At 46.0% G+C, this 21,229-nt stretch carries 18 protein-coding genes and 1 pseudogene; 9 read left to right on the top strand and 10 right to left on the bottom strand.

The genetic code is table 11. The features are described 5' to 3' along the window. Nucleotides 1-87 precede the first annotated feature (87 nt). The gene (locus IPL83_20250) at nt 88-1,617 is read right to left on the bottom strand and encodes a S8 family serine peptidase (protein MBK9041456.1); all 1,530 of its coding nucleotides are present in this window, start codon (nt 1,615-1,617) and stop codon (nt 88-90) included. 546 nt (nt 1,618-2,163) lie between these two features. Here IPL83_20250 and IPL83_20255 point away from each other — a divergent pair. Genes IPL83_20255 through IPL83_20280 form a run of 6 tightly spaced genes read left to right on the top strand, consistent with a single transcriptional unit; the run spans nt 2,164 to nt 8,229 of the window. Further along, on the top strand, nt 2,164-2,706 hold the full coding sequence (locus IPL83_20255; GenBank protein MBK9041457.1) for an NADH-quinone oxidoreductase subunit B: 543 nt from the start codon (nt 2,164-2,166) through the stop codon (nt 2,704-2,706). A 5-nt stretch (nt 2,707-2,711) separates the two neighbouring features. Further along, complete coding sequence (gene nuoD / locus IPL83_20260; protein ID MBK9041458.1) at nt 2,712-4,388, top strand: NADH dehydrogenase (quinone) subunit D; 1,677 nt, start codon at nt 2,712-2,714, stop codon at nt 4,386-4,388. Nucleotides 4,389-4,400: 12 nt separating this feature from the next. Then, entirely contained in the window at nt 4,401-4,874 is a 474-nt protein-coding gene (locus tag IPL83_20265; GenBank protein ID MBK9041459.1) for an NAD(P)H-dependent oxidoreductase subunit E, read from the top strand. A gap of 1 nt (nt 4,875) precedes the next feature. After that, a complete protein-coding gene (gene nuoF, locus IPL83_20270) occupies nt 4,876-6,162 on the top strand; it encodes an NADH-quinone oxidoreductase subunit NuoF (GenBank protein ID MBK9041460.1) in 1,287 nt (428 codons plus the stop codon). Next, on the top strand, nt 6,149-7,708 hold the full coding sequence (locus IPL83_20275) for a (2Fe-2S)-binding protein (protein MBK9041461.1): 1,560 nt from the start codon (nt 6,149-6,151) through the stop codon (nt 7,706-7,708). Before nuoF ends, IPL83_20275 begins: the two co-directional genes overlap by 14 nt. After that, nucleotides 7,705-8,229: an NADH-quinone oxidoreductase subunit I gene (locus tag IPL83_20280; GenBank protein ID MBK9041462.1), complete on the top strand. Its 525-nt coding sequence runs from the start codon at nt 7,705-7,707 to the stop codon at nt 8,227-8,229. The genes IPL83_20275 and IPL83_20280 overlap by 4 nt, the downstream gene beginning before the upstream one ends. Nucleotides 8,230-8,296: 67 nt before the next feature. Here the strand turns inward: IPL83_20280 and IPL83_20285 are convergent, their stop codons facing one another. After that, nucleotides 8,297-8,884, bottom strand: coding sequence for a hypothetical protein (locus IPL83_20285; GenBank protein ID MBK9041463.1), 588 nt, complete (start codon nt 8,882-8,884; stop codon nt 8,297-8,299). A gap of 78 nt (nt 8,885-8,962) precedes the next feature. Next, nucleotides 8,963-10,295, bottom strand: a pseudogene (locus IPL83_20290) (UDP-glucose/GDP-mannose dehydrogenase family protein). 84 nt (nt 10,296-10,379) lie between these two features. Between IPL83_20290 and IPL83_20295 the strand changes: the two are divergent. Then, complete coding sequence (locus tag IPL83_20295; GenBank protein MBK9041464.1) at nt 10,380-11,369, top strand: flippase-like domain-containing protein; 990 nt, start codon at nt 10,380-10,382, stop codon at nt 11,367-11,369. Further along, nucleotides 11,366-11,956: a DNA repair protein RecO gene (gene recO / locus IPL83_20300; GenBank protein ID MBK9041465.1), complete on the top strand. Its 591-nt coding sequence runs from the start codon at nt 11,366-11,368 to the stop codon at nt 11,954-11,956. Before IPL83_20295 ends, recO begins: the two co-directional genes overlap by 4 nt. Before the next feature lie 25 nt (nt 11,957-11,981). Here the strand turns inward: recO and IPL83_20305 are convergent, their stop codons facing one another. The 5 genes from IPL83_20305 to IPL83_20325 all read right to left on the bottom strand — a co-directional run bounded on the left by IPL83_20305 (nt 11,982) and on the right by IPL83_20325 (nt 18,085). Beyond that, nucleotides 11,982-14,138: a hypothetical protein gene (locus IPL83_20305; GenBank protein ID MBK9041466.1), complete on the bottom strand. Its 2,157-nt coding sequence runs from the start codon at nt 14,136-14,138 to the stop codon at nt 11,982-11,984. Nucleotides 14,139-14,343: 205 nt separating this feature from the next. Next, nucleotides 14,344-15,654 (bottom strand): FecR domain-containing protein, encoded by a 1,311-nt coding sequence (locus IPL83_20310; protein ID MBK9041467.1) that lies wholly within the window; start codon nt 15,652-15,654, stop codon nt 14,344-14,346. 149 nt (nt 15,655-15,803) lie between these two features. After that, a complete protein-coding gene (locus tag IPL83_20315; protein ID MBK9041468.1) occupies nt 15,804-16,439 on the bottom strand; it encodes an HAD family hydrolase in 636 nt (211 codons plus the stop codon). Nucleotides 16,440-16,477: 38 nt separating this feature from the next. Further along, a complete protein-coding gene (locus tag IPL83_20320; protein MBK9041469.1) occupies nt 16,478-16,747 on the bottom strand; it encodes a hypothetical protein in 270 nt (89 codons plus the stop codon). A gap of 357 nt (nt 16,748-17,104) precedes the next feature. Continuing rightward, nucleotides 17,105-18,085 (bottom strand): tyrosine-type recombinase/integrase, encoded by a 981-nt coding sequence (locus IPL83_20325; protein MBK9041470.1) that lies wholly within the window; start codon nt 18,083-18,085, stop codon nt 17,105-17,107. Nucleotides 18,086-18,277: 192 nt separating this feature from the next. Between IPL83_20325 and IPL83_20330 the strand changes: the two genes are divergently transcribed. Beyond that, complete coding sequence (locus IPL83_20330) at nt 18,278-19,345, top strand: sigma-54-dependent Fis family transcriptional regulator (protein ID MBK9041471.1); 1,068 nt, start codon at nt 18,278-18,280, stop codon at nt 19,343-19,345. Between the two features lie 138 nt (nt 19,346-19,483). Here the strand turns inward: IPL83_20330 and IPL83_20335 are convergent, their stop codons facing one another. Then, nucleotides 19,484-20,020, bottom strand: a complete 537-nt coding sequence (locus IPL83_20335; protein ID MBK9041472.1) for a hypothetical protein — start codon at nt 20,018-20,020, stop codon at nt 19,484-19,486. Between the two features lie 193 nt (nt 20,021-20,213). Then, on the bottom strand, nt 20,214-21,047 hold the full coding sequence (locus tag IPL83_20340; protein ID MBK9041473.1) for a flagellin FliC: 834 nt from the start codon (nt 21,045-21,047) through the stop codon (nt 20,214-20,216). Nucleotides 21,048-21,229 lie beyond the last annotated feature (182 nt).

Consider the following 21,229-nt stretch of genomic DNA (forward strand, 5'->3'; position numbering starts at 1 on the left):
AACATGATTATTGGCGGGAGAGCATTTTGCGAATCAAGAGTCCCGTTTGACGACGGGACTCTTGGACAATTTCCTTTAGTGATTCATTCAGTGATTTATCAAATTGCGAACGTCCAACTTTCCGCCGGAAGCCACTTTGCCGCCAAGAGCAGGTATGCTCTGCGTATTTTGAAGGATGGCGTTTTTGACTTCCTTCCAAGTCTTAGTTGGGTTTCTCGACCAATAGAGGGCTGCTGCGCCAGCAACGTGAGGAGCTGCCATCGACGTTCCATCCCAGGTGGCTTTGATTCCAAAAAGATCGATGACGAGATCATTGTACTTGTTGCCAACCATGGTTGAAAATACGGCAACCCCAGGAGCGGCAATATCGACGGAGTTGACTCCCCAGTTTGAAAAACTGCCGAGGCTATCATTTTTATCAATAGCAGCAACACTGATGATAATGTCGTCTGGATAGCTGGCGGGGTAGCCTGGCCGAGAGTCTGTATCGTTATTGTAGCCAACACCATTGTGTCCATTTCCGGCGGCTGCAATGAACAAGCTTCCCTTTGATTCGGAATACGCGATTGCATCTCGCAAGGCTTTGTTTTCGGTTGATTCAGCCGGATCTTCGCCTTCGGATCCCCAAGAGTTGTTTGAGACAATTGCCCCGTTGTCGACCGCGTAGCGGATCGCCTTTATCGCATCGGCCGTCGTCCCCTGTCCCTTTTCAGTTAAGAAACGCAAGGCCATGATTTTGATGTTGTTGTCGGCAACTCCAACAATACCTTTGCCGTTGTGAGATCTTGCAGCTACACAACCCGCAACGTGTGTCCCATGTCCGGGGTTTCCACCACCAAAAAGAAGATCGGTGGGAGGAACAGTGAGATCAAATGGCTTATTGTCATTGGAAGCAAAATCCCATCCAACGACATCATCGATAAATCCGTTGTTGTCATCATCAAGGCCGTTGTTGGACTTGTCTTTTCCCTGCGCATCTGTTCCAGTTTCGCCTGGATTTTTCCAGATATTATCGACAAGGTCCTCGTGTGTGTAGTCAACTCCTGTGTCAATGACAGCGACCGTGATAGACTGGGTAGCTGGTTTAATTTTCCACACCTCGGCCACTCCCATGCCGTTCATGCCCCATTGCCGACCGTAGAGACTGTCGTTTCCGGCTCCTCCGCTTCCTGTGATGGGAATAGGAGGATTGTCAGGAATGCGACCTGTAGCTCCTGCTTCATTGCGGTCCTGGTCTGTTTCACGAGAGGGAAATGAAAGAAGGGCATCGCCGAAGAATTTTGCTGCGGTTAGCCTTATCTGCTGGAGTTGGCTTGAAGGTTTGATCTGAAAGGTCTCAAGCAAGCTGATTCGATAATTGGGCTGTACATTAACTATGTCTGGATTTTGTCGCAAGCCTGCTACATTGAAACCAGCCAGATTGTTTGCAGGCGGTTGGATCCGAATCCAATTGTTCAATCCCAGATCTTCTATCTTTGTTCCCGCTGGAATGAAGCTAAATATTTTTAAGGGTTGAGATCTGAGTTCGGGCGATATTTGGACAAGGTAATCACCTGTTGGGCCAGAGGCCCATGCCGTGAAGCTCCACAGTATTGTGGAAAAAAGAGCTGCTTTCATATTTCCCCCTCCATAGGTGTTTTGACGATCTCTCAGGGCTTTGGCTCTCAGTCCTTTTGAGAGCTTTCTGCCGTGGAATCCAAACTCAGGCGAGACCGCCAGTTTCGTTATGGGAGATTCTATCTATAACCTTTGCCTGGTTTCAAATTGAAACCAGATGGAAGATAAAAACTGGTCCGATCTTGAAGCGGAGCAAAATATTTAGCGGGACATGAGGGCCTGCTTTCGCCAAAGGATTAACGCGGAATATTATGAATTGAGGGAGGTGTCTCATGAGGGCAAGTGAAGGACAAAGTGAGGCTGAAGGATTCAGATATTCTAAGGATAGTGACTCCCAATGATAGTGACTCCCCATGTGAAGGGTGTTACTACCTTAAAGGCTTAGGAAGATTAGCAATTCAGTCTTAATGAACGCGTTTATCATTGCTGATCTTCTTCAATCAACTTCTGTTGCAGATAATTTGGTTCCTCCTTCTTGATTATTTTTGATCAAGTATAATTCGGCAAATTCTCGCCGTTTTTTAAGGAGGAGAGAGAGGAGTGAGTATGGCTCAATCAGCGGTTGCCACGCGGCAGATAGATCGGGAGCTTGTTGAAGCGACACGTTCCTTTGCCTTTACAACTCAGATAGACAAGATCATTGCCTGGGGACGTCGGAATTCACTTTGGCCCATGCCCTACGGAACCGCCTGCTGTGGAATTGAGTTGATGTCAGTTATGGGCCCACGTTACGACTTGGCTCGGTTTGGAGCTGAAGTTGTGCGCTTTTCTCCTCGCCAGGCAGATCTTTTATTGGTGGCGGGCACAATTACCGAAAAAATGGCTCCCATTATTTCTCGGGTTTATGAGCAAATGTTGGAGCCTAAATATGTCATTGCGATGGGAGCTTGTGCCTCGTCAGGCGGTTTTTATCGCGCCTATCATGTTTTGCAAGGAGTAGATAAAGTGGTTCCTGTCGATGTCTACGTTCCGGGTTGCCCCCCGACGCCTGAAGCAGTTCTTGACGGAGTGATGGTGATACAAAAAATGATTTCAGATGGGGCTGCTCGGCCCTGGAGAGATAATTGGGTTCCTGGGAGTTATAGGTAATTGGTATGAATATAATCGAAATTTTACGTGCGGATCTAAGTAAAAAATTTATCGATAACACTTTTGAATATTCCTATGTGTTCGGCAACAATGTGCTGAGCCTCCCTAAGGGTCAAATTTTGTCTGTCTTGGAGCATCTAAAGAGTTCAGGGCGTTTTGATTTTTTGATGCAAGTGGCTGGCGCTGACTTTCCTGAGCGCAAACGCCGATTCGAAATTGTTTACGAATTGTTTTCTTCCAAAGACTTCAGTCGTTGTCGACTGAAAACTCAGGTTGGCGAGGATGAGTCGATTGATTCAGTGATCTCGATTTGGAAGTGCGCCGATTGGTTTGAACGTGAAATTTACGATATGTATGGTGTGCGTTTTGCGGGCCACCCTAACCTTCGTCGTATTCTTGTTCATCACCAGTTTGTTGGACACCCTTTGCGCAAGGACTACCCAGCAGATAGACAGCAACATTGCACAGAGGCAATGCCCATTCATTTCGATAATGATGATCGCTACAAAGATGATGGTCGAGATTTGGTGCCTCTGAATATTGGACCTTCCCATCCCGCGACACATGGGACACTTCGGGTGATGGCGGCCTTGGACGGAGAAAAAGTTCACAGAGCCGGCGTTGAGTTAGGTTACCTTCACCGATGTTTTGAGAAGATGGCCGAAACTCATCCCTATAATCAAGTGATACCCTTCACAGATCGTCTCAATTACTGCTCGGCTCCGATGAACAATATCGGCTATTGTAAAGCTGTTGAAAAAATGATGAACGTGGAAATTCCACCTCGCGCTCAGGCGATGCGAATTATTTTGGCTGAATTGTCTCGCATCATTGATCACCTTGTTTGCATTGGGGCAAATGCGGTTGATTTGGGGGCTTTGACTGGTTTTTTTCATCTCTTTACCTATCGGGAAAAGGTCTATACACTTTTTGAAAAACTTTGTGGCGCTCGTTTGACGGTTGCACTGACTCGGATAGGTGGCATGGCCCAGGATGCCCCAGAGGGGTGGTTCGATGAGGTTTGGCAATTTTGCAGGGAGATGCGCAAAGGAGTGGATGATCTTGATATCCTCCTCACTGGGAATAAAATCTGGATCAAAAGAACCCGTGATGTGGGGGCGATAACGGCCGAGAATGCGATCGAATGGGGCTATACAGGGCCTTGTTTGCGTGCTGCAGGTGTCAGTCTGGATTTGCGCAAAGCGACTCCTTATTATGGCTACGAGACTCTTGATTTTCAAATTCCGATTGGGACAAATGGTGATGTCTTTGATCGATACTTGGTGCGGGTTGCCGAAATGCGGGAATCTCTGAAGATTATCGAGCAGGTGGCAAAAAATGTTCCGGGAGGCGATTACGCGGTCAGGGACAGGGGGATCACTCTCCCTGAGAAAAAAGATGTTTATGGGAACATCGAAGGTCTCATGAATCATTTTATGCTTGTTATCAAGGGACTGCGTCCTCCCGTTGGTGAGATCTACGATGCAACTGAAGCCGCGAACGGAGAGTTGGGATTTTGGCTCATCAGCGATGGAAGTGCCAATCCCTATCGGCTGAAGGTTCGTCCCCCTTGTTTTGCTATTTACCAATCGTTTGTTGAGCAGGTGACCGGTGGTCAGGTGGCTGATGTCATCGCCATATTGGGCAGTCAAAATCTAATCGCGTGTGAATTGGATCGCTAAGGAGTCTGCAATATGTTTGAGCTTTCGAAGGATGGCCTTGAATTTGTTAATAAGGAAATGAAGCGATATGAGACAAAGCGATCGGCTATCATTCCTTGTCTTTTCAAAATCCAAGAAGAAAATGGTGGCTGGGTAAGTCCGGAGAGCATACTCTATCTGGCAAAAATAATGGATGTTCCTGAGTCTTGGGTTCACGAAGTATCGAGTTTTTATACAATGTTCAATCAGGAGCCCGTCGGTAGATTTCATGTGCAGGTCTGCTGCAATATCTCATGTGCGATGAATGGTGGACGTGAGTTGGCTGACCACTTGGTAAAGTCCCTGAATATCGGTGAGGAGGGGATGAGCCCAGAAGGGCGATATACAGTCACACGAGTTGAATGCCTCGGGTCTTGCGGGACAGCGCCCATGATGCAAGTCAATGACGACTACCACGAAAATCTCACCCCAGACAAAGCAGTTAAGATTCTGCGAGAATTGGAATGAACTGATGGAAATCAAGCTTCTCACGCAACATTACGACAAAGATGAATTTATTGGGATCCAGGGCTATCAAAAATACGGTGGCTATGAGGTTCTATCAAAAGTTTTGAAGTTGAATCCCAAGGCTATCATTGACGAGGTAAAGGCGTCGGGTCTCAGAGGTCGAGGAGGGGCTGGTTTTCCCACGGGAATGAAATGGGGCTTTCTTCCTGCAAATGGAGAAGAGAGGTATTTGCTTTGTAATGCAGACGAAGGGGAACCTGGTACTTTTAAAGATCGGGAAATGTTGTCAAGAGCTCCCCACCAGTTGATTGAGGGCATGATCATTTCCGCATTCGCCATTGGCTCAAAGAAATCCTATGTGTATATCCGCGGCGAATACCGAATGTGTATTCGAACTGTTGAAAAGGCAATAGCAGAAGCCTATAAAGCGGGATTTTTGGGTAAAAATATTTTGGGCTCTGGTTTTGATCATGACTTAGATGTGTATTCCGGAGCTGGTGCTTATATTTGCGGAGAAGAAACAGGAATGATTTCTTCTCTTGAAGGTAAGAAGGGCCAACCAAAATTGAAACCCCCATTCCCAGCGGTTCAGGGTTATTTAGCTAAGCCAACGATAGTCAACAATGTTGAGACTCTGGCGGCGGTGGTTCCGATCATGAGAGATGGGGCTCAGGCTTATCGGAAATTTGGAACTGAAAAGTCTCCGGGAACGAAGTTATTTTCTGTCAGCGGAAATGTGAAAAAACCGGGCGTTTACGAGGTTGCTTTAGGATATCCCTTGATCGATTTAATCAATAATGAATGTGGTGGCTTGATTTCTGGTCGAGAATTGAAGGCCGTCATTCCAGGTGGGTCCTCTGCTCCGGTGCTAACAGCTGAAGAAGTGCGGCGGGCAACCATGGACTACGAATGTCTGCAAGGCATGGGATCAATGTTAGGTTCAGGTGCCGTCATCGTAATCGATGATTCAAACTGCATGGTTGATCTGCTCAAAGTCATTATGCACTTTTATCATCACGAATCCTGTGGTCAGTGCACTCCCTGCCGCGAGGGAACAGGCTGGCTTCATAAGATTGTGAGTAGCATTGTCAATGGTGAGGGGCGCTTGCAAGACATTGATCTTGTATTGAGAGTGTCACAACAGATGATGGGACGAACAATTTGCGCTTTGAGTGACGCGGCGGCAATGCCCGCGATCAGCTTTGTTAATAAATTTCGGGACGAATTTGAATTTTATGTCCGGGAAGGGCGTTCGAAAGTAAGAGGTTCACTCCATGCCCAAATGTAAAATTAATGGAATTGAAATTGAAGTAAAAGAAGGTTCTAAGTTGATTGAGGCCTTCAAGCAAGCAGATGCGAGCATTGCTCATTATTGCTGGCATCCGGCTCTCAGTGTCGCGGGTGTTTGCCGCTTGTGTATGGTAGAAATAGAAGGTAATCCGCGCTTACAGATAGCCTGCAATACGGCCGTGACCGAAGGGATGGTTGCGACAAATCGATCGGAAAAAGTGAAAGAAGCGGTCCGTTGGGGGCTTGATTTTCATTTGATTAACCATCCACTTGACTGTCCGATCTGTGATCAAGCAGGGGAGTGTGGATTGCAAGATCAATACATGGAATTTGGCAAGTACACTCCTGAAATGGCCGAGCGGAAAGTAAAAAAGCACAAAGTGGTCAGCTTAGGAGAGAAGGTCGTTCTTGATTCCGAAAGGTGTATTCTTTGCTCGCGTTGTGTGCGATTTACCTCTGAAGTCACGAAGACAAATGAACTGGGAATCTTTAATCGGGGTGACAGGGCTGAAATTGGAACTTTTGAGGATAAGCCTCTCAATAATAATTATTCGCTTAATACAGTCGATATCTGCCCAGTCGGGGCACTGACGGCTAAGGATTTTCGTTTCAGGCAAAGGGTTTGGTATCTAAAGAGCGGAAATAGCATTTGCACGGGCTGTTCCACTGGCTGCAATGTCAAAATTTATTATAACGAGGAGGGGTTGTTCAGGGTGAAGCCTGAATACAATTCTGAAGTGAATGGTTATTGGATGTGTGATCAGGGACGCGACATCTATAAATATTTGAACAAGCCTTCACGTCTTGAATATGTCGTTGTTAAGGATGGCGCCAATACGAAAGTTGAAACCTCCACAGCTAAAGTACTTGGCGAGTTTGGAGTTATTATTCGTCAGGCGATACAGGCGAATTTTCCAGGTAAGGTGGCCCTTGTTTTGACGGGTCAGTACAGTCAGGAAGAATATTCTGCACTTCTTAACTACTTTTTAGCGGATTTAGGTTCTCGAGAGATTTACCATTGGGTAAACAATCCTGAAAAAATGGAAGAATTTGATGGAATTCTGTTTCGAGGTGACCGTAATCCCAATACAAAGGGGCTTCAGCAACTCCTCGCGCGAGAAAAGATCACGGGAAAATGGCAAGATTTAGAGTGGAAATTGAAGAGCAAAGAGATCGATATATTGGTCGTAGCGGGTCCTGAAAATCCTGGAGTTTTTTCTGATTTGGATAAGAAAATAGAGATGTTCAGTCAAGTCAAACGGCTGTTGTGGCTTTCGCCAGCGAAGTTTGAGGCTTTGAATCGGACAAGTACCCCTACCTGGCAAATTCCAGTGAAAAGTTTTTTTGAGAAAGACGGCAGCTACGTCAATGCGAAAGGCAAAACACAGTCTGTCAAAAAAATAGCATCAATTGTTCCTGAAGCACTGTCCTTGGTTGAGGTTGTCACTCTCTTGTCTGGAAAAAATGAAGTCACCAAACAGGATGAGGATGGGTTGAATTGGAAGAAGACCAACTTCTTCGTCCACCAACGAGGTCCGTTATGAGCATCGTAAAAAAACCGGGGGCTTTGTCTCATTGGTATATTCCTGGGATATTTGGAGGGCTTTGGCTCACTCTGAAATATATGATCAGAAATCTCTTTCATAAAAAGGGGATGCCAACGATCAATTATCCTGAGGAAGTTTATGAATACAGTCCGCGCTTTAAGGGCAATCACGTGCTGACAGTCAAAAAGGACGGTTCCTTGCGGTGCACAGCTTGCATGTTGTGTGCAACCAATTGCCCAGCACAATGTATTTCAATTCAAGCAGCTGAACATGAGGACCCCACAGTAGAAAAATACCCTGTGAAGTACGAAATTGACATTTTGAGGTGCGTATTCTGTGGTTTTTGTGAGGAGGCCTGTCCGGTTGATGCTGTCAGAATGGGACCTGAGTGGCAAACGGCGGGATTAAATGGTTCTTCGTTTATATATGATATCCAGCAATTGGCTTATCGACCCCAATTGAGGGGTGGAATCATCAGTCGAGTTGATGATGAGGAACGACACAAGTTTGGAATATGAGAAAAGACCAAGGGGGAGAGCCCCCCTTCTCAAGAGGCTCTCTTGAATTGTCCTGTGAATTGTCTTGTTAGAAATCAAGACCAAGATGAACTTTTGTGTAAGCTCCATCTAACTTTTGTTCAGCTCCACTTCCCCCAAGCTTCAGTCCCATGTAACCGACTTCCGCTCCCACGAGAAAGCCGACAAGTTTAAGGCCCCCTTCGACCCCAACAGAATAGGACCCACTGATGTCGTTCTTGGTGGTGGTACTTCCAACTCCAATAATTTCAAAGGTTTGGTCTCCGCTATGGGAAACACCCACTGTTCCAATGGCTCCCAAAAAGATCAGGGTATCAATCAGTCGGAATGAGACCAATCCAGATGTTCGTGTGAGGTCGAGATTGAATTTTCCGTAGCTATTTGATTCTTCCGCTTTCATGATTTCATGTCGAATTCCAAACGCCAAGGGGAAGAGGGGAGGTGAGATAATGAGATCACCTCCAAATCCAGTCAGTTTAGAAAGAGTCGGAAATGCGCCGACTTGATCAGGACTGACCGTTTGCAAACCGTAGTTTGCCCGAATCTGCACAAGAGCCTGGCCTTTTGGCATGTAGGCCATGAGAGACAATAGAAAAATCAGAGAAAAGGCGAGAATGTTCTTTATTTGTTTCTTCATGATGATCTCCTTTATAAGTTCAACTGAGAGTTTAGTTTTTGCGTTAAGAGGTCTCAACAAAATGGAGCGAACTTAGCCCTAAGTCGGGCCCAGAGGTTCAGAGGCCCAATGATTCAGAGACTGACGTCCTATTCCATAGTATTCAAATCCGAGATTCTTCATTTTTATTGGATCAAAAATATTGCGTCCATCAAAAACGAGGGGGATTTTTAAAAGTGACTTTAATTCCTTTAGATCAGCACTTTTGAATTCGTTCCATTCGGTGAGGAGAAGCAAGGCATCAGCGCCTCTGGCGGCATCCTGAGCTGACTCGGCGGCCTCAAAAAATACCGGGCATGCAAGTTTGGCATTTTTCGATGCGACGGGATCAAAGGCCGAGACGCTGGCACCCAGTCGCACAAGTTCTTCAATTATGCTGAGGGAGGGAGCTCGTCGGACATCATCGGTATTTGGCTTGAAGCTAAGTCCCCAAATGGCAATACGCCTCCCATTGAGCTCCTCGAGACGATGCTTAAGTCTTTGGACCAAAACCGATTTTTGCCTTTCGTTCACTTCATCAGCAGCTTTGAGCAGTTTCATTTCCAATTTATGTTCATGCCCCGTGTGGAGGAGGGCACGGAGATCCTTGGGAAAACAGCTGCCTCCATAGCCAATTCCCGGGATCGAAAAAGGCCGGACTAATTCGGCTGTCAGAAGAAAAGCCCCTTCTCACTTGATTGATGTCGGCTCCGACCCTATCGGAGAGGAGGGCCAGCTCATTGATAAAGCTAATTTTTAAGGCAAGAAAAGAATTGGCTGCATATTTGGTCATCTCGGCCGAGGAATTATCCATAAAGAGGACGGGGCTTCCGTTCTTCAAAAATGGTTCATACAGTCTTGTCAAAACACCTTTTGCCACTTCGCTTGTGCAACCGATGACGACTCGATCAGGATTCAAAAAATCATCAACTGCGGATCCTTGTTTCGAAAACTCCGGATTGCTCACTATCTCAATGAAACTTGCTGAATGTGCGTTGCAAAAAGCCTGTGCCTGTTGAGCCGTGCCAACGGGAACTGTACTTTTGAGAACGACAATTTTTGGTTTTTGAGGAGCCTGGCAAATTTCCTTCAGTACCTTAAAAGTGAAGGAGAGGTCAGCACTGCCATCCTCATTCGCTGGAGTACCGACTGCCACAAACAGGATCTCGGCTTTGCTTGCGGCCTCTCCCACCTCAAATACAAACTCCATTCGCTTGTAATTTCTGTGAAATAAGTCAGCCAAGCCAGGTTCAAAAAATGGCAATTTGCCCTCGAGAAGAGTTGTGACCTTCTCTCGATCGGAGTCCGCACAAATCACTCGATGCCCGGCGTCGGCAAAACAGACTCCAGCTACCAGACCCACGTAACCGGTTCCAATGATCGCAATCTCCATGGTTCTCCCCTTGGCAAGCGATTGAAACCAAAGTAGTAATGGGTCAAATGCGAGGGCCTGTCAACTTTTCTCAAAGGAAGCACAATGGAGACGCGGACCAGGGCTTTATTAACAAAACTTTTGAAGTTTGGCGTTGCGGTGGGTCTCATCGCTTGGATGGTCAACAAGGGTCTCCTTGATCTTTCCTCCTTGGGCCAGCTCCTCACTCCTGTGCATGTTTGCGTTGCCTTAACTTTGCTTTTTTTAAATATCTATATAAATAATTATCGCTGGTCCTTGTTGCTCGCCTCGCAGGAGTTGCCGGCCAGCCTTGTCGTTACTTTTCCTCTCACTTTGGTGGGACTTTTTTTTAATTTTGCGGTGCCCGGGGCGGTCGGGGGAGATGTGATCAAGGCCTACTATGTGGCTCAAGATCACCCAAAACGAAGGATGGCTGCGGCAACCACAGTGATGATGGACAGAATCGTGGGACTTTACGCGATGATTCTTCTGGCTGTTATCACCATGTTGTTAAATTTCGAAACGGTGTGGCACCGAATGGCTTTGCGAAACATCTTTTTTTCGAGTCTGTTGCTGGTCTTGCTGATGACAATCGTTTTGGGATTGATTTTTTCCTCTGCGGTGAAAACCAAAAATCCTCTGCTTCGTTGGAGTAAGGGATTGCCGGGAGGTGATTTTCTGAACAGATTTTATGAGGCCCTTCATTCCTATGGTAAGAACCTCAGGACGGTGATCCTGACAATTGCGATCAGTCTCATAGGGCAGATGATTGCGATAGGGTATATGGCTTACATTGGATTCGCTCTGGGCGAGAACGTACCTCTGGCGACCTACTTTTTTGCGGTTCCCTTGGGATTCATTGTCATGGCTTTACCGATCAGCCCTGCCGGAATTGGTGTGGGCCAAGTGGCTTTCTTGGTTTTATTTCGTATGTTTACCGGGAGTGAGACCACGGTGGGACAGACAGTCATTACCGTTTTTCAGATTGGCATCCTCTCTTGGAGTCTGATTGGAGCATTTATTTATGCTCAGAGAAAGAAGCCAAAAATTCTAGATGAGGCCACTTCGGCTTGAAAAATGAGCGGGCGATCATTTTACGTACGATTAAGCAGGGAGAGTCCAACTTAATCGTGCACGCTCTGAATCGTGATGGGTGTCGAGTGAACTTAATGGCTAAGGGTGCCATGCGCAGTCGTCGACGATTTGGGGGCGGAGTTCTCGAGCCCCTTAATTACATTCAAATGAGCTATCGCGAGAGATATTCACCTGATGATCAGGACGCTCTTCATTGGCTAGAAGAGGCTCACTTGGTTGAGTCTTTCAATGGAATCCGCGCAGATTATGATCGTCTTGAAATGGGGATTTATCTTTTGCAGTTGGTCTCGAAAGTTTCTAAAGAGGCCATCTCAGATAATTGTGAATTGTTTGATTTGCTTGGCAATAGTCTTCATGCACTTCAGTCTTCACAAAAGACGAAGTACTTGAAGCTCCTCTTTGAGCTGAAACTCCTTCACCAACAAGGTGTTCTTGATCGTCAGGGTGAAGGTGCCTTTCTCATTGCGTTCTCGATTCGAGATCATGAACAGATCAATTTGAACGAGGACGAGTTTCTCCTTGTCAAACGCGAGACTCGTCACTTTTTGGAAGCCTATTTTCAGTAAGCTTACCTTAATTCAGGATTTAGGATCACCATCCCCAATTGAATGTCCCTGTCGCCATGACTGAGAATTTACTATATTGGTTGGTAGAGACGTTTGACTGATTGTTCGTGTAGTTGAAACTAAGATTACCGAGGGCCCACTCGTTGAAGGGGTGTCCATATCCAGCGGTGAGAGACATATTGGTGTCTTTTCGCGAACCTGTGGAATCGGGGTAGTTGAGATTGTAGACGGCCAAGCCGAGATTCCACGAATCATCCTTTCGTGCGGGAGCCATATAGGTTGCTCCACCCTCAACCCGCAAATATGTTTTATCTTTCCCCACTGCTGCGTTGTTGACCAATCCAAGGTTGACGATGACAGCTTTTCGCAGAGTTTTGTCTCTAAAAAACATTTGGGAGGTCTTGAGTGAGAGCTTAGTTGCATCTGCATCGGCATCACCCGTCGAACTCGCCAAGAGGGAATCATCTTGACGGACATCCAAAATGTAAGAAGCATACCATTGTTCACTCATGATGAACGTATTGTCGACAGTCATCACCATGGCATTGAGAATGTTGTCCTGAGGACCATCTGTTTCGACTGACATGTTGAGGGCTTCATAACCAGGCGTCACTGTCAGGCGGTATCCCTTCCCTTTAACCGTGCCCTTGTAAACATAGGGAAGAGTGATGGTATTTTGAAAGGGATCGGCGATGGAGAGTTCACTTTTCGAAGAACGCATGTAAGACGAAGCCAATTTGCTTGAGAACTCATGAGTTTTTCCATTTAGAATTCTGTATTCAACTCCTCCGTTGGTAATCAAGCGATAGTCAGCCTCTTCTGTTGACGACCCCTGGGAGTTCACATTGTCTGGAGCCAGCAATACATTGCTATCGTACATGGCTCCAATCGTGGCATTGAACAGAAGTCTTTTTGCCTGATTTTTTTTATAAACAACCAATTGGGCAATTTTTTCAAGATATTCTTCGGATCGATTGTCCAAAGAAGAGTCATTTGAATTATCTATGACCCACTCAAAGGGTGGCTTTGCCTCTTCATATTTTTCTTGGTTGAATAGGATCACCCCGCGATAGAATCCAGCGCTTACCGACAATTCAGGATGATTTGCTTGTTGGACCAGAGCAAATTTCTTAAGAGCTGAATCAAGTTCTTTTAGACGAAAATGAATCAGACCCATGTAGTAGTCTTTTTCGAGATCTATATCTGTAGAAGCTTTTGCGAGGTTCATCACCACCAAGGCTTCGTTGAACTTTTCATTTCGGTAAAGGGTAATCGCATATTTAAAGTAGTAGGTTTTGTTTTCGGGATCTAATTCAACCGATTTGCGAAAATTTTCCTCGGCCGATATGAATTGACCTAATCGATAGGAATCGAGAGCCGCCTCCGCAAATTGTTTTGCCTTTTCAAGGCGCTTCTCCTTTTCTTGTTCGCTGAGCAGTCGTTGTTGCCTCAATCTTTCTTCAGTCCTTTGCTTTTCAATTTGCTCCAGGCGAATGTTTGTTTTTTGTTTTGCGCCTTCCTGAGCGAGCAAATCGAGTGCCGTCTGTCGTTCGGCCATTTTGCTTGCCTCGACGGCTGCAACATCGGGGATGGGTTTGGATAGAGCATTCTTCGTGATCTCAGCCTGACGTGCCAGCTCGGCTTCACGTTCAAAGGCCTCTTTTGCCTGTTGGGCTTGTTCTGGAGTGTCATAAACATCAAGAATTTGTTGCCCCTCTGGCGATGTGCGAAAGACCAGGGGCTTGCTGGCAGCTTTTTTGCTGTTTAGCAATTGGTAAAACTTAGCCAAGGTATCCTTCGAATCTTCTCGCATTCCTTCAGGAGGGATGTAGACTTCTGGATCGAGTGATTCAATGGCGGTCCAACTGATAGAAAAATTTCCCCGAAATGTGCTTGAATCTGGTTCGGTCTCTTCGATCAGTATTTTTGCCACTTTTCCGGTCTTTGCATCGCGGAAAAATAAGAAGGCGGAGTCTGGGACAGTGCTGTTTTGGTTCCATGTGGAGGAGGCGTAAAAAATCTTCAAATTTTGAGATTTTGAAATTGGAGGGGACGAAGGCGCTTGCACTGATTTGGCTGGGGATGGAGGATTTTTCTTTTCGGCAGCTCGGCTTTCAAAACAGAAAAAGCCAGTCATCAGACCAAGTCCCAAATACAATCGAATCAATTGTTGACTGTTCACCGCTGCTCTCCAGATTAGAATTGTTAAAAAAAGAGTGGGATATACCATCAAATTTTATCTGAGGTTGGCCTTCTGAGAAAGGACTGAGAGAATTAACAAAGAAAACCCCTCCTTTAGGGAAGGGGAATCGATTTACTCGTCAAAAGCAGGGCTAAAAATTCAATCTTGGCACTTAGACCTGCCTGCGCGCACTTCTGCGCCCATATCATTGTGAACCTTGGGTCACACGGATAAAAAGGCGCGTGGCCCCATCTTGAATGACCTCACGGCAGAACTCACAGATTATATTTGTTCCAGGCATTGGGGGTGGTTGGAATGGCATCATCGGCGGAGGTGGCATCATTCCAACAAAAGCAGGCATGTTTGGTGCTGAAGCAAAGTCTTCAGGCCTCATCATACCAGTGCCTTCCATGGGGATTGGCATCATTCCAGCTGGGTCGCGTTTTGGATCCCCTCCCATACCTGGAGTTGGAGGGCCACCGGCAAATTCAGGACCTGGCCCTGAGCCCGAGGGACCCGATGTTCCATCGGGTCGAGCGTCTGAAGGTCTAGCGCCTGTACCGGCGCTATTTTTTGGGTTGTTGCCAGGCTCATTTTTTGACTGTTCGGATCCCTTTTCGCCTTGTTCAGTTTTGGGGCCATCATTGCCTCGACCTTCCTTATTATTACCTTGGCCTTTGTTTCCACCTTCGTCCCTCTTTTGATCACCGTCTTGGCCCTTATTTCCGCCGTCGTCCTTCTTTTGATCACTGCCTTGGCCTTTGTTTCCACCTTCGTCCTTCTTCTGTTCGTCCTTCTTATCCTTTTCGGGCTGATTGCTTCCCCCGCCAGGACCACCTTGTTTTTCTCTGTCAGGTGTATCTGCCTTTGTCTCTTTGTCAAATTGAGCAAGTTCAGTCTTAGGCATCTGCACCGCAGGAGCTGGCGGATTATTTCCTGTATTCACCGTAAACTCGCCAACTTTGACAGAAACAGGATTGAGAATCGTTCCTCCTGGTCCTGGAAGTCCAAAAGCGACCTCTCCTTTGAAGGTAACAACCTTTGAGGAGTTCGTGACTTGATTAAAGGACGTAAAGAAATCGGTTCCTCGGACTCCCGCCACTGCAGATGGCGTTTTTACTTGAAACTTATTGCTCTCGCCGTCATATTTTTGTTCGACCTTTGCCCGAACTTTTCCATATATAACATCTATCAATACTTTTTTGTTGTCTTTGGCCGGATCGAATTCGTAGTTATCGATAACAATGTTAGAACTTGGAGACACATTGATTTCATTTTTGTCTACCATCACAATCTTGGCACGAGAATCGGCCTGAGTTAATATGGAATCTTTAGGGAATACCTTCATCCCAATCTTAGCTTTTTCTTCTTTTCCTGTCTTTCCAGATTTTATTGAGACATTTCCTTTAACCACGGTGAGAATGCCATGAACCTGAGCAGCTCTGGATTCGGCACCAAGCAACAGGCTAATCACAAAAAAACTGAGACAGAGTATCTTAATGGGAATCTTAGCCATGCGGCCTCCCTCGAAATTCTTAACATTAAAATGCGGCTACCTCTGATATTCGGATTTTTTGGTCGAGGACTGAAATGGAGTTCCCTGAATGAATCATTTCATGAATTTTTTTTTACATTTTCAGAAAAAAAGGGAATGTCCTACCGAAGCTAGGCAGGTTTTGTCACAGAATGCCTCAAGATGGAATCGGCAACACAAGAGAGAGAGAAGACGTGAGCATCAGGTTGAGAATAGGCTGACTCAGAGGGAGACTCCAGGCCCCCAAGTAAGATAGATCGAGTTCCCGCCCGATGACCCGCTTCGACGTCAGTCATGCGATCTCCAACCATCCAACTTCTCGCGAGATCAATATTGTAGAAGCTTGCCCCTTCAAGAAGCATCCCCGGATTCGGTTTTCTCATGAAGTGATTTGTGTCAGTCATGTAGGGCGCATCATGAAAGGAGAGAAAATCAATTCCCTCTCGGGAGAAGTCAGCCCGCATCACACGATGAATTTCTCTTAATTTTTCGATCTGAACAATGCCTCGTGCAACTCCACTCTGGTTAGTTGCAACTAAAAAAACATATCCAGCGTCTCTTAGCTTTCTCAAGCTAACGAAAACATCCGGCAGGTATTCAATCTGGGCTGGATCATTCAAGTACAACTTATCAACAATAAGAGTGCCGTCCCGGTCAAAAAATACAGCTCTTTTCTTCATTTTGAGTTCCTCGTGTGTCCCATAATAGACGGAGCTGAGTGCTTTGTCAGCTCTTTGCACATTGAGCACATTTCGCACATTGCGCACATAGATCACATTGAGGTTTTTGCGTTCTTTGAGCCCACTTACTTCTTGAACTCAATAAACTGGCCCACGTGATTATTGTTCCAAACTCCAAGGGCGCCGGCTAAACCAAATCTCAGGAGTCCAGGATCTTCAAACATGCGTCCGGCAGCAGTGCTCACGTTGTGAGCACTGCACCAAGCCGAACTCGATCCTGGACTCCTGAGATTTGGTTTAGCCGGCGCCCTTGGAGTTTGGAACAACAGAATCACCGAAGGCTTGCGGGCCAACCACTGGATTAAAATATAGACCTTTCTTCTCGAAGCTTTCACTGTCATTTTCATGGGCGACAGACTATTGATTTTGGCATGAGTCGAATGCCGGCCAAGGGGAGGTCAATCGCCTCATCCGCAAAACCTGGTGTACAAGGAAAGATTCCAGAAGCCTTAAAAATCATATGTCATGATTGCCATCCGAAGTTGGAATCCTTGGTTGGCCCGCAAGCCTTCGGTGATTCTGTTGTGTCCAAAAGATACAGGGAGCTGGCTGAAGCAGATCTCAGGGGTTCAGGATCGAGTTCGGCTTGGTGCAGTGCTCACAATGTGAGCGCTGCTGCCGGACGCATGTTTGAAGATCCTGGACTCCTGAGATTTGGTTCAGCTAGGCGCCCTTGGAGTTTAGAACAACATTCAACAGGTCTCTGGATCTTCCCCGAAAGGATGATGAGCTTCCATGGTTCTGGCCAATTGTTCCAGACTAATATGGAGATATTTTTCGGTTGAATTCAATGATTGGTGACCCAGAAGGTCCTGGAGAATTCGGATATCCATGCCGCCACTGAGCAGGTGAGTGGCATAACTGTGTCTTAAGGCATGAGGGTTCAGATTTTTTATAAGGCCTGCGCTCATCCCGGCCTTTTTCACAAGAGAGTATGCCTTGCGAGCACTGAGTGGAGTTGCGCCAAAAACGTATGTTCCCAGCCGTGGGAGAGATTTCAGCTCCTCCATCACAATCCGGGGAATGGCCACTCGTCGTTCTCGCCCCCCTTTACCTGTGACCAGCAGAATCCCTTGTTCGATCTGTACGTTTGACCAGGTGAGATGACAAGCTTCGCTAACCCTGAGACCTCCACCATACAGGAGAAGAACGAGAGTCCTTGTTTGATGGGATTGAACTTTAGATGGGGTCAGGCTCAGCTCGGAATTACTTATGTCAACTGTGGCGGTTGCTTTAATGACTGCAATAACCTCGTCCACGGAAATAAAATGGGGAATCTTTCTTGGTATTCTTGGAAGAGTGATCTGTGAGGAAAGGTCACGAGATGTCAGGTTTTCGCGAAAAAGAAATTTCAGAAAGCTCTTTAGCGTGGCACTTTTTCTCTGTCGACTTGCGGGAGACAAATGAGACCATCGGCCTTGCGCATTGATTGAAGCTCGCAGTATTTGATCTTCTGTGTAGCGGACATATGGCAGGCTTGGCCCGGCAGTTTGGCGTGTATCAAATTGCTTTTTCTCGACATTCCACTTGTAGTGAGGAACCCCCAGATCACTGTAGGCCTGAAAGAGGTCGAGTGCGTATGATTTGATGGTTAGGAGGGAGGAATTTTCTATAAATTGAAGATTTTCTAGGAAATTGGCCGTATAAATTGGTAAAATGACCACTTTACTCACTTCAAAAAACCCAATCCTTTCATTTAGTTATAATTAATTCATGATGCATTGCAAAAATAACTTGCATGAGAAAGCGCCGTTTGTTAGAACACGCTGTGTTATACGCTACGTGACAATGAAATAAGCGAGTAAGTTTTCGCGTAGGCGAGTAGAAGTAGTTCCATCAAATAAGTAAACCAAGGGGCTGTACGTATGTCAGGAATTGATAGTTCGTCATTTCTTCCTCCCAGCGATAACCAGGTTTTACCCGGCGTTAAAACTCCCAATAAAATTATAGAAGACAAGCGAATCATTTACAAATCAGAAGTCATGCGCCATCTCATTCGCATGGTGGAGAGGGTGGCTCCATCTAATGCGACAGTTCTTGTTCTTGGAGAAAGTGGAACAGGCAAGGAACTGATCGCCCATGCTCTCCACGAAAAAAGTCTTCGTAAAAACAAACCCTTTGTTGCAATTAACTGCGGAGCCCTACGGGAAACTCTTTTAGAGAGTGAGCTTTTTGGCCACGAAAAAGGCGCTTTTACCGGAGCCTATACGCGAAAAATTGGACTCGCCGAAGTGGCTAATGGTGGAACTCTTTTTCTTGATGAAATCGGTGAGTTGAGTCCGGGCATTCAGGCCAAGCTTTTGCGCTTTCTCCAAGAGGGTGAGATTTATCGAGTGGGCGGCAAGGAACCAATTCGAGTCGACATTCGTTTGGTGAGTGCCACCAACAAGGAATTGGATAAGGAAGTCATGCGTGGAAATTTTCGCGAGGACCTCTTCTATCGCATCAACACCATCATGTTACAATCTCCACCTTTGCGTCGAAGGAAAGAGGATATTCCATTTTTGGTGGAATATTTTCTTGCGAAAAGTCCTCACGGATATCTCAATCGTGGCCGTCAGATGAGCGAAGATGCCATTAAAATTTTGATGCGCTACGATTGGCCGGGAAATATTCGTGAGCTTCAGAACGTGTGCGAGAGATTGCAGATTTTGGCGGAAGGCCATATCATTATGCCGGGCGATCTTCCGGAAAACGTCCGCAATCCAGACCATAAAATTATCATTGATGACTATGATCCAACAATGACTCTCCATGAATTGGAAAAGCGGTATATTTTGAAGGCTCTTAACTATTTTGATGGAAACAAAACTCAGGCTGCGAATGCCTTGGGGATTACTATCAAAACTCTCTACAATAAGTTGCATGAATATGGTGAATTTGATCGGTATGCTGTTCATACAAAGCCGATGATACCGACGCCAAAATTCTAGACGTATTAAGTAGAATAGATGCACTTTGTTTGTATAAAGTAGAAGGGCCATAAAAAAAGCGAGTTGTTAAAACTCGCTTTTTTATTTTCCTGTCTGATTTATTTAGCTAGTCGACTGCCTAAGAGAGAGATCTCTAGGTTAGAAATAACCTTCGTCGTCGCCTTCCAGTTCTTCATCATCGTCAGCGTCGTCGATATCGTCAAAATTACTTACGTCATCGTCAGCAAAATCTTCCTTGGGATTAAAGTCTCCCTCCATCGATTCAAATTCTGTTTTTGAACCTGGTGATTTGTCCCCTGGTCCGCGAAAGGGATTGGTCCCTGCAGGAGCATTTGCTGGAGAACTAGCAATGTCGTGAATGCTGGGTGCCTTTGGCTTTGCATTTTTTGGTTTGACGGCTTTTGCTGCCGAAGGCTTGCTTACCGCTGCTTTTTTTGTCGCTGCCTTTTTAGTTGCAGTTTTTGCGGTCGTTTTGACTGTCGCCTTTTTCGTGGCTTTTTTAGCAGTTGCTTTCTTCGTGGCTTTTTTTGTCGCTGCCTTTTTAGTTGCAGTTTTTGCGGTCGTTTTAACTGTCGCCTTTTTCGTAGCTTTTTTAGCAGTTGCTTTCTTTGTGGCTTTCTTAGCAGTTGCCTTTTTTGTTACCGTTTTCTTTGTCGCTTTTTTCTTTTTGGCCATGAGATAACCCCCATCGTTCCCATTTATTCAAACATGATCAACCACCGGGGCTGATCTCCAATTCCATCGCTATCGAAATGGTACTGGCAATTAAAAGGCTTGCCTAGCCCTTTTTTTTAATGCAACAAAAAAAATGTCCCGAGCACTGAGGCCCGGGACAAGTGGTCTTTTGATTTTTGCCGAATGAGTCTGATTAACCAATCAATTTCAGAGCGGTGGAATTGACTTGGTTTGCTTGAGCGAGGGTCGCAGTCGCAGCCTGAAGGAGGATGCCGTTTCTGGTCATCTCCGAGGAGGCTTCAGCAACATCGGTATCTCTGATGCGACTATTGGCAGCGGACATGTTTTCCTCAGCAACAAGGAGATTTTGGACCGTTGATAGCAGTCGATTTTGCAGAGCGCCAAGGTTTGCACGCATACCATTCACGGCAGTTTGAGAACTATCGAGAAGTCCAAGGGATTCTTGAGCTCCCGCTTTGGTGTTGTAGTCCAAACCCGCAAGGCCAAGCGCATCGAGAGTCGCCACATTTTCTTCAGAGCTGAAGGAAATGCGATCTTCAAAATCGTCATTGTAAAGTCCAACTTGGTAGTCAAAAATGGGCGTTGTACCATCTAAAAGCTTGGTCGTACCCCATGTGGTAACCGAGGCAATACGTTGAACCTCACTTTTTAACTGCTGAACTTCCTTGTCGATAAAGGACCTTTCAGTGTCCCCAACCGTGTCAGAGGCCGCTTGGATCCCCAGTTCGCGAAGGCGAACAATGATGTTTCCAATCTCATTGAGACCTCCCTCAGCCGTTTGGACCATTGAAATGCCGTCGTTTGCGTTGCGATTTGCTTGGCGGGCCGACCTTACTTGAGCCTTTATGTTTTCGGAGATGGCCAAACCAGCGGCGTCGTCCGCTGCCTTATTGATTCGACTACCCGAAGCCAGTTTGCTCATGCTGTCGCTAATGTGCAATTGACTATTCAGTAAATTTCTTTGGGCGTTGATCGCCGCAATATTTGTTGAAACACGAAATCCCATTTTAACTATCCTCCGTTTAATTTCATTAATTTCCTCCTTGTTGAATTTCCCCTTTTTTTAGGGGTTCGGCTTCCTAGCCTTGGGGTTTGGTATTGTACCAATAAACTTATTGTCCATAAGTTTTCCTTGTACTTCATTTCATCCTTGATGGACCTCCTTTCGAATTCATTTATCAAGAGAAC

The sequence above is a fragment of the Bdellovibrionales bacterium genome (genome assembly GCA_016716765.1).
In the GTDB taxonomy this organism is placed as follows: Bacteria; Bdellovibrionota; Bdellovibrionia; order Bdellovibrionales; family UBA1609; genus JADJVA01.

Coding starts and splice junctions, on each gene's coding strand:
- nuoD (MBK9041458.1), top strand. CDS start 2,712: ATGAATATAATCGAAATTTTACGTGCGGATCTAAGTAAAAAATTTATC.
- IPL83_20265 (MBK9041459.1), top strand. CDS start 4,401: ATGTTTGAGCTTTCGAAGGATGGCCTTGAATTTGTTAATAAGGAAATG.
- IPL83_20285 (MBK9041463.1), bottom strand. CDS start 8,884: ATGAAGAAACAAATAAAGAACATTCTCGCCTTTTCTCTGATTTTTCTA.
- IPL83_20255 (MBK9041457.1), top strand. CDS start 2,164: ATGGCTCAATCAGCGGTTGCCACGCGGCAGATAGATCGGGAGCTTGTT.
- IPL83_20250 (MBK9041456.1), bottom strand. CDS start 1,617: ATGAAAGCAGCTCTTTTTTCCACAATACTGTGGAGCTTCACGGCATGG.
- IPL83_20310 (MBK9041467.1), bottom strand. CDS start 15,654: ATGGCTAAGATTCCCATTAAGATACTCTGTCTCAGTTTTTTTGTGATT.
- IPL83_20335 (MBK9041472.1), bottom strand. CDS start 20,020: ATGGCCAAAAAGAAAAAAGCGACAAAGAAAACGGTAACAAAAAAGGCA.
- IPL83_20340 (MBK9041473.1), bottom strand. CDS start 21,047: ATGGGATTTCGTGTTTCAACAAATATTGCGGCGATCAACGCCCAAAGA.
- IPL83_20280 (MBK9041462.1), top strand. CDS start 7,705: ATGAGCATCGTAAAAAAACCGGGGGCTTTGTCTCATTGGTATATTCCT.
- IPL83_20295 (MBK9041464.1), top strand. CDS start 10,380: ATGGAGACGCGGACCAGGGCTTTATTAACAAAACTTTTGAAGTTTGGC.
- IPL83_20275 (MBK9041461.1), top strand. CDS start 6,149: ATGCCCAAATGTAAAATTAATGGAATTGAAATTGAAGTAAAAGAAGGT.
- IPL83_20330 (MBK9041471.1), top strand. CDS start 18,278: ATGTCAGGAATTGATAGTTCGTCATTTCTTCCTCCCAGCGATAACCAG.